Below are 13,637 nucleotides of genomic sequence, written 5' to 3' on the forward strand. Positions count from 1 at the left end.
TTGAAAGATTGCTCGGAGGAAATTTGGGTACTTCATTCAACGAACAGTTTGACCATCACGGCACTTGGCGGCGTGAGTTTGCGCTTCGGCTGAAATTGCTCGGCGAGTGGATGAAAGACCACGAACTGCTGGATGCTGCTGTGGAAGAGCGTCTGCGGCGTCTGGAAGTGCAGGTCCGGGCCGACAAGGTCATGGTCGCCTTTGTTGCGGAGTTTTCGCGTGGAAAGTCCGAGCTGATCAATGCAATTTTCTTTGCCGGTTATGGTCGACGCATCATGCCGGCCAGTGCCGGGCGCACGACGATGTGCCCTACGGAGATGGGTTTTGACGCGGACGTTCCACCTTGCTTGCGTCTGTTACCAATTGAAACACGTTTGCAGCCTCAGGCCTTGATGGAATGGCGCATGGTTCCGGAGAAGTGGACGCGCATTGATCTGGATGTGAACGACCCGAAGCAGCTTTCGGCGGCGCTTGAAAAAGTGGCGGAAACCCGTCGCGTGACGCAGGATGAAGCCCGGGCACTGGGTTTCTGGCAAAACGAGGCGCCGGAACACAACCCGATGGTCGATGCGCAGGGCTTGGTGGAAGTGCCGAAGTGGCGGCATGCCCTGATCAATATCGCACACCCTCTACTCAAGCAGGGGCTGGTGATTCTGGACACGCCCGGACTCAACGCCATCGGTGCAGAGCCGGAACTCACGGTGAGCTTGATTCCGCAAGCGCATGCGATTGTCTTTGTCCTGGGAGCCGATACCGGGGTGACCAAATCTGATCTCGCCATCTGGCGCGAGCATCTGGTCAGCGATTCGCAGGATACAAGCACGCGTGTGGTGGTGCTGAACAAAATCGACACGCTTTGGGATGCCTTAAGCTCTGCGGCGCAAGTGCAGACGCAGATCGAGCGGCAGCGGGCTTCCACCGCCGAGATTCTGGGCATACCCAAGCAACAGGTTATTCCTGTGTCGGCGCAAAAGGGTTTGGTGGGCAAGGTGACGGAAGATCCGGCCTTGCTGGAGCAGAGTTGCCTGCCGGCGCTCGAAGAGGCTTTGGGGCACGACATCATGGGCCAGCGCCAGAAGATGCTGGGTGCGGCAGTGGCCGGTGGCATCACCGATTTGCGCGCTGAAACGGGCCGGGTCATCAATATCCGCCGCCGTGATTTGGCCGAACAGATGATGGAACTCAAGGGGCTCAAGGGTAAAAATTCGTCGGTGATCAAGAACATGCGTTCCCGCATCTCGCAGGAACAGGCTGAGTTCGATCTGGGTGGGGCCAAAATCCATGCGGTGCGTTCGGTGCACTTGAAACTGCTGCGTGACGTGTTTCGCCTGCTGGGACCTTCGACGTTGAAGAAAGAAATGGCCCAGCTGATGGCGGCCCTGGATCAAAAGGGTCTGAAGCTCGGCGTCAAGAAAGCCTATGGTGAAACCTTTGACCGCCTGCGTGAGAACCTGCGCCGCGTTCAATCAATCAGCGGGGAAATCCAGTCCATGCTGGCGGCGACATTCCGGCAATTGAATGCCGAGCACGGCTTCTCGCTGCAGGCCCCGACCGAGCCCCCCATGGACAGGTATTTTCGCGATCTCGATCTGGTGGAGCGCAGCCATCTGCAGTATCTTGGCATTGGCAATGCCTTCAGGTTGGCACAGCCCGAGTTCGCCGATCGTCTGGTACGGGCGCTGTCGAACCGTCTTCGCGTCATCCACGAAACGGCGCTGGCCGACGTGGAGTTGTGGAGCAAATCGGCCGCGGCGCAGCTTGATGCGCAATTGCGGGAGCGACGCCGCAACTTTGTGCGTCGTCTGGAAGCGATCGATCGCATACAGCAGGCCGCCGGTGGACTTGATGACCGGATGAATGAAATAGCGGCGAGTGATGCGGCTTTGAATCAGCTTGATGCCAAGTTGTCCGAGCTGACCGCTTATCTGATGACGCCCGTGGCGACGGTTCGCTCCGAAGTGCCCCTTGGCGTCGAGCACGTTTGACAAGCAGGAATTTGGCGGTCGAGGTGGACCTTGCTGCTCGCATCGTGCGATGGCAGCAAGCTTTCGGCCGCAATGATCTGCCTTGGCAGAACACGCGGGATCCTTACCGCGTCTGGCTGTCTGAAATCATGCTGCAGCAGACCCAGGTGGCAACTGTCCTGGACTATTTTCCCCGCTTTCTGGCTCGTTTTCCCGACGTGGCATCGCTGGCCGCGGCACCGCTTGACGATGTTCTGGGTTTGTGGAGCGGCCTGGGCTACTACAGCCGTGCTCGCAATCTGCATGCCTGTGCGCTGGACGTTGTGCGATTGCACGGCGGTGCATTTCCCCAGACTGCGCAATTGCTTCAAACCTTACCAGGTATCGGGCGTTCTACGGCCGCTGCGGTGGCCTCGCTGTGCTTTGGTGAACGAGTGGCCATTCTGGATGGCAACGTCAAGCGGGTACTGACACGCGTTCTGGGTTTTGATGCAGATTTGTCAGTCGCTGCCAATGAGCGATGGTTATGGGATGAAGCCTCGCGGGTGTTGCCCGCACGCGACTTGCAGCGTGCGATGCCACGCTACACACAGGGCGTCATGGATCTGGGCGCAACCGTGTGCACGGCCCGGAAGCCTGCCTGCGGCGCCTGTCCGGTCGCCGAGCTTTGTGTGGCGTTTGGGCAGGAGCTGCCCGAGCGCTACCCCGTGAAAACGCGCAAGATCAAGCGCAGCGCGCAGTCAATTTGGCTGCTGTGGGCTCAGGCCCGCGATGGCTCGGTGTGGCTTGACAAGCGGCCGACCCCCGGTGTGTGGGCTGGGCTCTATTGCCTCCCCCTGTTTGACAGCCGTGAGGCACTCGAAGCTGCTGTGACAACGCGCTACCGCAAGCACTTGGAGGACGTACCGGCTTTCACCCATGTCCTGACGCACAAGGACCTTTATCTGCATCCCGTGAAAGTGCAAATACCAACGGGCGCGAAGCAGGATATCGATGGCGCCTGGATGAGCCCTGACGAATGGCTTCGCCTGGGCTTGCCCGCACCGGTCAGGAAGCTTCTGGCTGAGGTCGCAAGGGGTTCCGACTAGATACCTCGACGCGAGGCCTTTCAGATGGCTTCAATTTCCCGGTGGCGTTTCAGTGTGACCCACTTGTCTTCAAACAGCTTTACCAACTGCTCCACCAGGTAGACCGAGCGGTGCTGGCCCCCGGTGCAGCCAATCGCCACGGTGACATAGCTGCGATGATCCCGCGCCAGCATATCCAGCCAGTGTTCCAGAAAATCCTGAATGTGTTCCAGCATCTGCGTGACATCGGGCTGCTCTTTCAGAAATTTGGCCACGGGCTCGTCCCGTCCCGTCAAATGGCGCAGCTCCGGCTCGTAATGCGGATTGGGCAGCATGCGCACATCGAATACATAGTCCGCGTCGCCCGGCACGCCACGCTTGAAGGCAAACGATTCGAACACCAGTGTCAGCTGACCACCCGGTGTTGAAATCAGGGACTTGACGTAGCCCTGCAATTGGGAAGGACGAATAATGCTGGTGTCAATGACATGCGCCTGTTCACGCAAATCTGCCAGCAGTTCGCGCTCCAGTTCGATGGCGTCGACCAAAGCACGCCGCATGTCGACGGCAGAGTGTTCGGAATCAAGCTGGGACAGCGGATGCTTGCGCCTGGTTTCGGAATAGCGACGAACCAGCGTTCCAGTCGTGGCATCCAGAAACAGGGATTTGATTTCAACATTTTGCTGGCGCAGGGCAGCCAACTGCTCGGGAACCAGGGGCAAAGACTTGGCACTGCGAATGTCCATCGCAATGGCGACGCGACTCGCTTTGTGCTTTTTTTCAAGCTCCACAAAGTCCAGAAGCAGTTCCGGGGGGAGGTTGTCAACACAGAAAAAACCGGCGTCCTCCAATGCGTGTAGCGCCACCGACTTGCCGGAGCCCGACATGCCGGTGATCAACACAATCTGCAAATCGAGGGGGTCATTTTTCATTTGCTCACTCCCGCGCCTGCAGCATTTCCTTGGCGTGGGCCAACGTGGTGCCGGACAAACGTTCGCCACCCAGCATGCGGGCCACTTCGGCCACGCGCTGTTCACCCAGCGCCGTGGTAACTGAGCTCAGTGTGCTGTGGCCTTGCATCTGCTTGCTGACCACCAGATGGTGATCGGCGCAGGCGGCGACTTGGGGTAGGTGGGTGACCGCGAGTACCTGCCGGTCCACGCCCAATTGCTTCATCAGGCGCCCCACTGTTTCGGCCACGGCACCGCCTACGCCCGCATCGACTTCGTCAAAAATCAGGGTCTGAGCTGTGCCGAGCTGGCTGGTGGTCACAGCCACGGCCAGTGCCATGCGGGACAACTCACCGCCCGAGGCCACTTTGTTGACCGGTCTGGGGGTGCTGCCCGCATGCCCCGCGACGAGAAAGCTGACCTCTTCCAGTCCGCTTTGCATGGGTTGTGCGGCTTTTTGAAGCGCCACCTCGAATTGGCCTCCTTGCATGCCCAGGCCTTGCATGGCCTGGGTAATGGCCTGTGACAGCTGGGGTGCCGCTTTGGCGCGTGCCTTGGAGATCAGCTTGGCTTCCTGCAGATAGGCCTCATGCGTGGCCTTCTCGGCCATGGTCAAGCCTGCCAGATCGGCTGCTGCATTGAGCCTTTCCAGTTCCTGATGCCAGGACGCCAGCAATATGGGTAAATCTTCTGGCGCACGTTTGTAGCGCCGTGCCAGCGACAGCCACAGGGCCATGCGTTCATCGAGTTCAGTCAAACGCTGCGGGTCCAGTTCTGTTTTGCGCAAGTAGATGCGCAGGGAGTGCACGGTGTCCTCCACCTGTGCCAGACTGGAGGCCAAAACCTCGGTCAACCCCTGAAAATAGGGCTCCAGATGCTCTTGTTGTTGTAGCGCCTGACAGGCGCTGTGCAGCGAGCCCAGTGCACCACGCTCATCGTCGTCAAGCGTCTGGATGGCGCCTTGCGCTGCGTCCAGAAGGGCTTGCGCATTGGCGAGGCGTCCATGTTCGGTGCTCAGCGTCCCCCACTCGTCAGGCTGCGGGGCAAGTTTTTCAAGCTCGCCAATTTGCCAGTTCAGGCGCTCGCGCTCGCGTTGCAGTGACTCCTGTGCGGTTTGGGCCTCGGCCAGATCATTCTGAGCTTGCCGCCACCGCTCCCACAGCAGTGCCAAGGTTGCAGGTGAGATACGGGCATAGGCGTCCAGCAGACCGCGGATCGCATCCGCACGCGTCAAGCTCTGCCACGCGTGCTGGCCATGGATGTCCAGCAGTTGTTCGCCGATCTCACGCAATTGGGTGGCCGTGGCCGGGCTGCCGTTGATCCAGGCGCGGCTCTTGCCCTGCGTGTCGACCGTGCGTCGCAGCAGCAGGCTGTCGCCCGCATCAAAGCCGGCTGCGTCCAACCACGTCGCCAATGCAGGCGTCGCGTCGAACTCGGCGCTGACATCCGCGCGCTGGGTGCCTTCGCGGATCACCCCCACATCTGCCCGACCACCGGTAACCAGTTGCAGCGCGTCAATCAGTATGGATTTGCCGGCACCAGTTTCGCCCGTCAGAACGGTGAAGCCCGTAGACAGGTCGAGCTCAAGTTCGCTCACGATGACGAAGTCGCGCAGGACTATACGTTTCAAGCTCACGGTCAGGCTACTCCTTCATTCCAGTGCAATTTTTGCCGCAGCGTATCAAAGTAGGACCAGCCCTTGGGATGGAGAAAGCGGACATGGTGTTTTGAACGCGTCACCACGATACGGTCACCGTGAAGCAGCGAGGCCAGCGACTGCATGTCGAAACTGGCGCTGGCGTCGCGGCCAGCTACTATTTTTATAGCAATTTCGGCAACATTGGCGAGAACAATCGGCCTGTTTGACAAGGTGTGCGGGGCAATGGGCACGAGCACCCAGCCGGGAATGGAAGGGTGCAGAAGCGGCCCGCCAGCTGACAGCGCATAGGCCGTAGAGCCCGTGGGGGTGGCAATAATCAGTCCGTCGGCACGCTGGTTGGCCACGAAATGGCCGTCGACTTCGACCCGAAGCTCGACCATGCCCGAGGTGGCGCCGCGGTTGACCACCACGTCATTCATGGCCAGCGCATCAAACACGCAGTGCCCATCGCGCATGACCTTGGCGTGCATCAGGCTGCGGTGGTCTTCTTCGTATTCGCCGCGCAGCATGGGCGCCAGCGTGGAGGTGAAACTGTCAAACGGAATGTCGGTGATGAAGCCCAGGCGCCCCTGGTTGATGCCAATCAGCGGCACACCAAAGTGCGCCAACTGGCGGCCAATGCCCAGCATGGTGCCGTCGCCGCCAACCACCAGGCCCAAGTCACATTGCGCTCCAATGCCTGCGACATTGAGCACCGGGTAGCCGGAAATACCCATGTTGAGTGCCGTGTCATGCTCAAACACCACTTCACAGCCCTGGGCATGTAAAAAATGGGCAATGCTTTCCAGCGCGTTGCGGGAAGACGCGCCGGAAGCACCAGATGCCACCGTCTGGTACTTGCCAATAAGTGCGACATGCCGAAATTTTGATTTCATCGGCAAATTACATCACTAAAATGACTTCATGCTGGATGATCGTGCCAAGTTGTTATTGAAAGCGCTGGTCGAGCGCTATATTGCCGATGGACAGCCGGTGGGCTCGCGCACCTTGTCCAAAGCCTCGGGGCTGGAGTTGTCGCCAGCCACGATCCGTAACGTCATGTCGGATCTGGAAGCGCTGGGGTTGATCGTCAGTCCGCATACCTCTGCGGGGCGCATCCCCACGGCACGCGGCTACCGCCTGTTTGTCGACACCATGCTGACCGTTCAGCAGGGACAATTCGCGAGCCACAGCCTGGCACCGGACCAGCCGCAAAAAGTGATTTCCAACGCGGCCAATCTGCTTTCCAGTTTGTCGCAGTTTGTCGGCGTGGTGATTGCGCCGCGCCGCTCCTCTGTGTTTCGTCACATCGAGTTTTTGCGACTCTCTGAACGACGCCTGTTGGTCATCATTGTCACCCCCGAAGGAGATGTGCAAAACCGCGTCATCTTCACGGAAGTCGATTATTCGCAGGCGCAACTGGTTGAGGCGGCCAACTACCTCAACAGCAATTATGTCGGCCTGGCTATCGAGCAGGTGCGCGAACGCCTGAAGAACGAGGTGGAGTCCCTGCGCTCGGAAATCGCCAGTCTCATGCAAGCGGCTGTGGCTGTCAGTTCCGAAGCCATTGCCGAGACCCAGGGCGATGTGGTGATTTCCGGTGAGCGCAATCTGCTGGCTGTGACCGATTTTTCAAGCGATATGGGTCACCTGCGGCGCGCTTTTGAGCTGTTTGAGCAAAAAGCCCAGCTCATGCGCCTGCTGGATGTGGCTGGTCAGGCAGAAGGCGTGCGCATTTTCATTGGTGGAGAAAGCCAGGTCGTGCCGTTTGAGGACCTGTCCATCGTTAGCTCGCCGTACGAGGTAGATGGCCAGGTGGTGGGCACTTTGGGTGTCATTGGTCCAACCCGCATGGCCTATGACCGCATGATCCAGATTGTGGACATCACATCCAAATTGGTCAGCAACGCCCTGAGCCACCACAAGTAGCCCGGTACAATCACCGGCTGGTTCGGGCCGTTAGCTCAGTTGGTTAGAGCAGAGGACTCATAATCCTTTGGTCCACAGTTCAAGTCTGTGACGGCCCACCATTTCAGACCTCGTCAGATATAGAAAGCCTGCTACTTAATTGATAGCGGTCTTTTCTGTTTTTGGGGTTTTGATGTTGTTTTTGTGGTCATACCTGCGCCGTGCTTTTTTTGGTACGTGGGTTTGTACTCAATACACCAGCCCAAAACGTAAGAAAACCCAGCAGGCTAGGCTGGGTTCGTCGGTGGTCGCTGTTTAGCGGGTGAATCAGAAGCAAAGAAACACGTTGCTACATCCTGACTTTGGCGGCGGTGTCTCTCGGATCGCACGGTCTTTCAGGTCTTGCGCTGATTCGTCCGGCTGGCGCTGCCACTCTTGATAGCCTTTTTCAATGCGTTGAATCTCGCTGTCTTTGGTGTCTAGTCCGACAAAGTGAATGAATATCGGCCCCATGTTGCTGGGGCTGGCCTGCTCCAGTGTTGCGATGCGTTTTTCAAGTGTTGCCATGTTTGGCCTCCAGTGTGGTGATCCTTGCGGCTAGGTCGTCAACTTCGGAAAGCTTCGCCAGCGATCCCAGTGCGGCTATCAGTTGGGCGGCTTGTCCTGGTGCAACGTCACCAGATGCGGCCGCAGAGAGCACGGCGCTGGCTTTTGCGGTCAAGGTGTCACCATCGAAAAACTCAAGCCGAACGGCCTGCTCTATGGCCTTCACGGGCGGCAGTACTCGGTCCAGAATGATGCGGGCGGCTTGGACGTCCCCACCTTTGGCAGCTATCACCAGCCCGGCCAGAATCTCGGGCACATCGGCGGCAATGGTTGCGCGCAGCTTTTGGAGTGCGCCGCTTCCGGGCGTTTTCCCCGTTGGATTACCCGATTCGCCAGCTTTCCAGCGCCCAATACGTCTTTTTTCAGTCATTGCAAACCTCCTGCAATTTCAAGGTGCTCAAGGTGCTCATCTTTTAAAGGTTGAGCATGTTGAGCTTCTTGAGCATGTTGAATAGATAACTCTCGGTCGTTCAGCTTCCAATACCAGCCACTGGCACCTTTGCGCTTCACCACTGAGCTTGAATCAGCAGCCCGGCGAATGGATGCCCAACTAATACCCGCGTCCTTGCCTTCCGCTTGAATGGTCTTGCACGGTGTTAGGCCGTCCTTGAGCACCTCGCGCAGAAACTCGGTCGCAGAATCAATAGCTGATTTGCTATCGTCTTGGCCTTCGTTGGGGTCGCTCAGTAGCTCCCGCGCAGATCCAGCAACTGACGCGCCCCAAGTCACATAGCTGGCATGGATGCCCGGCAGTGGCTCGCCTTGCTCCAGGTTGTACTCATAGCCGCCATCGTCCGGGCCAATATTGGATTTGCTGCGCGCCAATATGCGGCGGTCGTCGTTGCCATCCTCTCCCTTCACTTTGGCCGCGACCAGCACAACCCGCGCCACCGCAGTAAACGCTACAGAGCCCATAACCCGCTGCGATGGGTCGCCACCTTGCCCGCCTTTGGAAAAGTGCGTGATGCCAACGAGCGCGGCATTCATGCTGGCGGCTAGGTCAACCAGTGGTTGCAGTGCCCGGCGTGTCTCCGTGTTCTTGTGACTGTCACCGGTCACAGCACTGACGATGGGGTCAACGATGATTAGTCGGACGTCACCGATCCTTTCCGCCGCCGCCTGCAATGCCTTCATATCGCGGGCTGGATCGAACGATAGAAGCTCGCCAGCTATACGGGTGCTCTCCACGAAATAGACGCGGCTCCTGTCACCACCAGCAGCCATGAGGCGCGGTAGCAGCGTATCGGCTGGGTCGTCCTCGCCACTCCATACCAGCACATTGCCGCGCTCACACCTAGAGCCGTCAGGCCATCGCCCGCCACTGGTGATGGTTGCGGCGAAGGCGATAGCAATGGTCGTCTTTCCCTGTCCGGGCGCTCCTGCCAATAGGTGAAGCTTTCCCTTAGCCAGCCATTCATGCCAGAGCCACTGCACCGGCTCCGGTTTCAGGTCAGAGCCACACAGTAGGACAACACCATCGCGGGCCGATTTAGATCGCGCCTCAACTTGCGCCGCCATGCTGCGGTCAATCTGCGACGTAGCCTGTTCAATGGTCGCGCTACGCATTTGCCACCTCAGAGATATAGATCACACGGCCAGTAGCTTCACGAAATCGATCAAAGTCGCCGTCGTTGATAAATCCATTCATGGCGTCGGCCAGCACCATCGTGCAAATGGTCAACTCCAATGCCGCGACTTCCAGCAATGCTCTAGCGGGCACAGGTGAAGGCTTCGCAGAGCCTTGATGTGGTTTGCCGTCATCACGGTAAGCCCCTAGCGCCTTTGCTGCTTCCACAAAGCCAACGCCGTTGGATGCCATGTGATAGGCCAGTACGTCGCCACCCTTGGCACCACAACCAGCCATGCAGACAAACGCGCCAGAATCGGAATTGACGCGCATGGAATCGCTACTGCCATGAAACTCACAGCGTGTAGTCCTCCATTTCTTACCGGGTTGCAAGACAAGCCCCACGGACTCGTAAAAGCTCACGGGGTCGGGCAATTGCTCCTTAATGAAATTACCCATGATGGATGCCTCCCAATCGACGAACAAAGATCGACGCGGCTCGCATGTCGGCTGCTCTGTGCGTCAGACCGTCATAGGTAACGATCAAGAAATCGTCAATTCCAAGCGGGTAGACGTTGACGCCTTTCCTCTTTGCGTCTGCCTCAAGGCGCTTGAAACTCGTAAGTTGTTCACCTAGCCTGTCGAGTTTGCAATCACGGGAATGATCAGCAAACACTTTGGTGACTGGGACGAAGTCCACTGTTCGCAGAATCTTGTCGTAACTGGTGCTGCTCATGACAACCCCCTTACGGCAACTGCCATCCATGACGCCACGCGGAACAACTTGCTTTTGAAGTTTGTGTAGATTGCTATAAAATATGTAGCGTATATATTGGGAATCTTGGCGGGCCGATCTTTGGCGAGATCGAGCCCGTTGCCTTTTGTGGCGGCCATTACAGCGAAACGCCCAGCAATTGGCGAATGTCATCAGTTTTCCAGTGGAGGTGTGCGCCTACGCGAATAGGTCGAATTGGCCCGTTTTCTCGACAGGCGTAAATTCGCATGGTTTGCTGTTGCTTGTGCAGGTAGTAGGCAGCCGCAGCAGTTCCCACAGTTGGGCGGGTTTCAAGTTCCAGCGGCGGGAACGATTGCGGGGCAGTTGCCGCGCGGCGGGTTTCTTGGCTGTGGTTTACAGCCTGGGTCGTAGTCAGCATTTAAGCCTCCTGTAGCGTCTTCGACGTTTACAAACCTTTCAGCCCGAATTGACCAAAAGGCACCAATGGCGAATCACTTCGTTGATTGGTTGGTGCCCATGATAAGAATTGGTAAAGGGTTATCTTTCGCGTTGTTTTTAGGCAAAGAAAAACCCGCGATAGGCGGGTGTTTTTGAGTTCAGTTTCAGGACTATTAGTCAGCGGGAATTAGTCACAAACTAGGCAGAGGCAAAACTATGCGCTTCAGTTAGACCTGCTGGGGCGGCCCCGTCCGGGCTTTGGCTCTCCCGTCAGTCGGTTTCTAAAGGCCATGTACTTATCGTCCGAGCGCGCTTTATAGGCTCGGTTGAACAGGAAGTTAAATTGGGGGCTGCCGCGATACAGAACGAAGGCGAGCTCTTGTTGTTTTTCGTAAATGTCGGCGGCCTGATAGCCACCCCATTCTTGAGATGTTAGTCCGCGCCGCACAAACCAATAATCACCATCCATCCATGAACACATTGGGCCTTTGTGTCCTTCAGGACGGCGGCGACCCAGCCAGAACGTAAATTCTCCCAACTTATAGTAGAGGCGTCCTGATCCAACAGGCCACTTGAACCCGTCAGGGATAAGGCCTTCAGCTATTAGCTGTGCAGCGGTTCCACGGTATTCTGTGTGTGCCCTTGGGGTTATCGATATCACCAGGTCGGATACGCCACCAATCGCATTCACTGCCTCCCAATAAGTTGGGGTGGTGCGCGCCGATTGATTTACATTCACGTCAGCCATTTTCAAACTCCTGTTTTGATTGTGGTTAGGGGCTGGCTTGTGTGTCACCACTTGCTAGCCCCGACTATTGCCTGAGAACCGCTCAGGTGTCGGTGTCGCCCTTAGCTGGCGCAACGTATTTGGCATGCAGGTCTGCAAGGTCTTGCATTGCCCCAAGGTAAGCAGGCACCCATGCCTGAATCGGTGTCTCACCATTCACCCAGCGCGAAGGCGTGTTCTTAGTAACACCAGTTTTTCGGCAAAAGTCTGATTGCTTCCAGCCCAGCTTATCTAGCGCGGCGGTGAATTGTTCGGGTGTCATAGTGGGGAAGGTTTGAAGTGTTTAATATTGCGATTGAGTGTATCGCACGTTTCCCCTATTGGGTAAAATAAATTCATAAACGTACCCATTATTAACATAACGCCCGTTGTATAAAGTAGCCAATGTGGATGGTTTTCTTCCTCAATAAGGGAATATTCAAGTAAATCAACGGGTTGCGCTTGCTGGCCTTGGTGCCTAAAAAATAGGCGTCCGACAGATTGCGGAAAACATAAAAGTTATCCACAAGGGGATTACGACACCACGCGCAGCGCACCGGGCGTGGCCTTGGCATCGAACGTAATCTTTGCCTGCTCCAAAATCCACGCTTCAATCTTTTCATGGTGAACGCGCAGCAGGTCAAGCGGGCGCACGGTGTAGTGCTTTTCGGCGGTTGCGCTGGGTTTGTGCCCCATGAGTTGTGCAACCACGCCTGCAGGTATCTCTAGCCATTCGGTCAGGCTTTTGAATGAGCGGCGCAGGCCATGCAGGGTCATGCCATCAATGCCAGCCACAGTACACGCGGTGGTGTGGGCATGGTTTGGCTCTGTGATGTGCCCTGTATCGCTGGAAGGACTGGAAAACACCAACTCATTGCGGCGGGGCAGGGCGGCTAGTAGGCTGGAAACGTATTGTGTCAGCGGAATAACGCGGGTTCCCTCCACTTTGTCGCGTATGGTTAAACCCTTCCATTGGGTGTTCATATCCTCCCAACGAACTCCAATGATTTCACCCGGCCTTGCGCCAGTGAGTAGCAGGGTTTGCAAGTAGGCGGCGGTCACGGGATTACCAATCTTCTGTACAGCCTCAAACCAAACGCCCAATTGCTCACGCTGTAGTGCGTCCGACTTAGTGCCAGCCTTGCCCAAATGCTCGCGGCTCTTTTTGGTCTTGGCTGGGTTCTTCAGTGGCAGCAGGGCTGCATAAACATGTTCCCCTGTAACTGGGTTGATTTGTTCTTCGCACCATCCTAGAAACACCTTCAACATACGCCATGCAAGTCTCGCGGATGTTTGGCGGATCTTGGCTTCCTTAGCGGCCCATGCCTCCACGGTTGCGGCTGTCAGGTCGCGCAGAGGTATTGCCATCAATGCGAACAGCGGCCCCTCCACGGTGGTGCCAGTGCCACGCTTGAACGGTTCACCACCGGGCGCAGCCTTGCGGATGTGGTCACGGTAGTGCAGGCCACCCCAATGTGGGCGGCGTTCTTCCACGTACAGGGCCCACACCTCGCCCACGGTTATTGAATTAACGACGGTCAAGGCGGCTTGGGCTGCGGCTTCTATTTTGTCGGCCTCCACCAGCGCAGCAGCAGCGGCATTCGCAACAGCGGTGGCTTCCTGTTGCTGGCGCTCCAATTCTCTCGGGTCTTGCTTCTTGGTTTTTACCGTTGTTGCCAATTCGCGTGCTTTGGCTTGCGCCTCGGGAATCGGCATCAGTGGGAAACGTCCCAGCGTCTTGCTGAACACCTTGCCGTTAATCTTCGCCTCATATACGAACGCCTTTGCACCATTGGCCGTAACTCGCACCTTTAGGCCATTGCCTTCTTTGTCTTTTAGGAAGGCTTTGGACATTCCAGCAGGGCAAGTGAACCTGTCGCCAATTAGCGGCGCGGTCAATTCATGGGGATGCTTTAGCTCGTCGGCGGTCAGTGGGGTCGTTTTCGGTCTTGCCATGAAATGCCCTGTGTTGGTACATCAATCAGTCCATACCTGC

At 57.2% G+C, this 13,637-nt stretch carries 15 protein-coding genes and 1 tRNA gene; 4 read left to right on the plus strand and 12 right to left on the minus strand.

The genetic code is table 11. The features are described 5' to 3' along the window. The first annotated feature begins 23 nt into the window (after positions 1-23). Entirely contained in the window at positions 24-1,985 is a 1,962-nt protein-coding gene (locus IV109_RS02810) for a dynamin family protein (protein ID WP_296691753.1), read from the plus strand. Positions 1,986-2,008: 23 nt separating this feature from the next. After that, positions 2,009-3,052 carry an A/G-specific adenine glycosylase gene (mutY, locus tag IV109_RS02815; RefSeq protein ID WP_296691756.1) on the plus strand — a complete coding sequence of 348 codons (1,044 nt, stop codon included), beginning with the start codon at positions 2,009-2,011 and terminating at the stop codon, positions 3,050-3,052. A 20-nt stretch (positions 3,053-3,072) separates the two neighbouring features. On the opposite strand, the gene rapZ is transcribed toward mutY, so the two are convergent. From rapZ to IV109_RS02830, 3 genes are read right to left on the minus strand one after another with little or no spacing between them, the layout of a single operon-like run. Beyond that, complete coding sequence (gene rapZ, locus IV109_RS02820) at positions 3,073-3,963, minus strand: RNase adapter RapZ (RefSeq protein WP_296691759.1); 891 nt, start codon at positions 3,961-3,963, stop codon at positions 3,073-3,075. Between the two features lie 4 nt (positions 3,964-3,967). Then, entirely contained in the window at positions 3,968-5,617 is a 1,650-nt protein-coding gene (recN, locus tag IV109_RS02825) for a DNA repair protein RecN (RefSeq protein ID WP_296691762.1), read from the minus strand. Positions 5,618-5,619: 2 nt separating this feature from the next. Beyond that, the gene (locus IV109_RS02830) at positions 5,620-6,516 is read right to left on the minus strand and encodes an NAD kinase (protein ID WP_296691764.1); all 897 of its coding nucleotides are present in this window, start codon (positions 6,514-6,516) and stop codon (positions 5,620-5,622) included. Between the two features lie 28 nt (positions 6,517-6,544). On the opposite strand from IV109_RS02830, the gene hrcA reads away from it, so the two are divergent. Together hrcA and IV109_RS02840 are read left to right on the plus strand one after the other, a co-directional pair. After that, entirely contained in the window at positions 6,545-7,549 is a 1,005-nt protein-coding gene (hrcA, locus tag IV109_RS02835; protein ID WP_296691767.1) for a heat-inducible transcriptional repressor HrcA, read from the plus strand. 24 nt (positions 7,550-7,573) lie between these two features. After that, positions 7,574-7,650 (plus strand) — tRNA-Ile (locus tag IV109_RS02840). 205 nt (positions 7,651-7,855) lie between these two features. Here IV109_RS02840 and IV109_RS02845 read toward each other — a convergent pair. From IV109_RS02845 to IV109_RS02885, 9 genes are all read right to left on the minus strand, one after another. Next, complete coding sequence (locus IV109_RS02845) at positions 7,856-8,095, minus strand: hypothetical protein (RefSeq protein ID WP_296691769.1); 240 nt, start codon at positions 8,093-8,095, stop codon at positions 7,856-7,858. Continuing rightward, entirely contained in the window at positions 8,082-8,504 is a 423-nt protein-coding gene (locus IV109_RS02850) for a DUF5681 domain-containing protein (protein WP_296691771.1), read from the minus strand. Before IV109_RS02850 ends, IV109_RS02845 begins: the two co-directional genes overlap by 14 nt. Then, entirely contained in the window at positions 8,501-9,652 is a 1,152-nt protein-coding gene (locus tag IV109_RS02855; protein ID WP_296692500.1) for an AAA family ATPase, read from the minus strand. The genes IV109_RS02850 and IV109_RS02855 overlap by 4 nt, the downstream gene beginning before the upstream one ends. A gap of 40 nt (positions 9,653-9,692) precedes the next feature. Beyond that, positions 9,693-10,160, minus strand: a complete 468-nt coding sequence (locus IV109_RS02860) for a CHC2 zinc finger domain-containing protein (protein WP_296691774.1) — start codon at positions 10,158-10,160, stop codon at positions 9,693-9,695. Next, a complete protein-coding gene (locus IV109_RS02865) occupies positions 10,153-10,437 on the minus strand; it encodes a hypothetical protein (protein ID WP_296691776.1) in 285 nt (94 codons plus the stop codon). The genes IV109_RS02860 and IV109_RS02865 overlap by 8 nt, the downstream gene beginning before the upstream one ends. Positions 10,438-10,594: 157 nt before the next feature. Continuing rightward, positions 10,595-10,855: a hypothetical protein gene (locus IV109_RS02870; RefSeq protein ID WP_296691779.1), complete on the minus strand. Its 261-nt coding sequence runs from the start codon at positions 10,853-10,855 to the stop codon at positions 10,595-10,597. A 243-nt stretch (positions 10,856-11,098) separates the two neighbouring features. Beyond that, positions 11,099-11,623, minus strand: coding sequence for a hypothetical protein (locus IV109_RS02875; RefSeq protein WP_296691783.1), 525 nt, complete (start codon positions 11,621-11,623; stop codon positions 11,099-11,101). 82 nt (positions 11,624-11,705) lie between these two features. Beyond that, positions 11,706-11,924, minus strand: a complete 219-nt coding sequence (locus IV109_RS02880) for a helix-turn-helix transcriptional regulator (protein WP_296691786.1) — start codon at positions 11,922-11,924, stop codon at positions 11,706-11,708. A 251-nt stretch (positions 11,925-12,175) separates the two neighbouring features. Continuing rightward, positions 12,176-13,495 (minus strand): integrase family protein, encoded by a 1,320-nt coding sequence (locus tag IV109_RS02885; RefSeq protein ID WP_296691790.1) that lies wholly within the window; start codon positions 13,493-13,495, stop codon positions 12,176-12,178. Between the last annotated feature and the right edge of the window lie 142 nt (positions 13,496-13,637).

It is taken from the genome of Rhodoferax sp. (assembly GCF_018780565.1).
Classification (GTDB): domain Bacteria; phylum Pseudomonadota; class Gammaproteobacteria; order Burkholderiales; family Burkholderiaceae_C; genus Rhodoferax.

Bases quoted from the DNA above. Each gene is read 5' to 3' on its own strand.
- rapZ (WP_296691759.1), bottom strand. From the start codon at position 3,963: ATGAAAAATGACCCCCTCGATTTGCAGATTGTGTTGATCACCGGCATG.
- IV109_RS02830 (WP_296691764.1), bottom strand. From the start codon at position 6,516: ATGAAATCAAAATTTCGGCATGTCGCACTTATTGGCAAGTACCAGACG.
- hrcA (WP_296691767.1), top strand. From the start codon at position 6,545: ATGCTGGATGATCGTGCCAAGTTGTTATTGAAAGCGCTGGTCGAGCGC.
- IV109_RS02845 (WP_296691769.1), bottom strand. From the start codon at position 8,095: ATGGCAACACTTGAAAAACGCATCGCAACACTGGAGCAGGCCAGCCCC.
- IV109_RS02850 (WP_296691771.1), bottom strand. From the start codon at position 8,504: ATGACTGAAAAAAGACGTATTGGGCGCTGGAAAGCTGGCGAATCGGGT.
- IV109_RS02855 (WP_296692500.1), bottom strand. From the start codon at position 9,652: ATGGCGGCGCAAGTTGAGGCGCGATCTAAATCGGCCCGCGATGGTGTT.
- IV109_RS02860 (WP_296691774.1), bottom strand. From the start codon at position 10,160: ATGGGTAATTTCATTAAGGAGCAATTGCCCGACCCCGTGAGCTTTTAC.
- IV109_RS02865 (WP_296691776.1), bottom strand. From the start codon at position 10,437: ATGAGCAGCACCAGTTACGACAAGATTCTGCGAACAGTGGACTTCGTC.
- IV109_RS02870 (WP_296691779.1), bottom strand. From the start codon at position 10,855: ATGCTGACTACGACCCAGGCTGTAAACCACAGCCAAGAAACCCGCCGC.
- IV109_RS02875 (WP_296691783.1), bottom strand. From the start codon at position 11,623: ATGGCTGACGTGAATGTAAATCAATCGGCGCGCACCACCCCAACTTAT.
- IV109_RS02880 (WP_296691786.1), bottom strand. From the start codon at position 11,924: ATGACACCCGAACAATTCACCGCCGCGCTAGATAAGCTGGGCTGGAAG.
- IV109_RS02885 (WP_296691790.1), bottom strand. From the start codon at position 13,495: ATGTCCAAAGCCTTCCTAAAAGACAAAGAAGGCAATGGCCTAAAGGTG.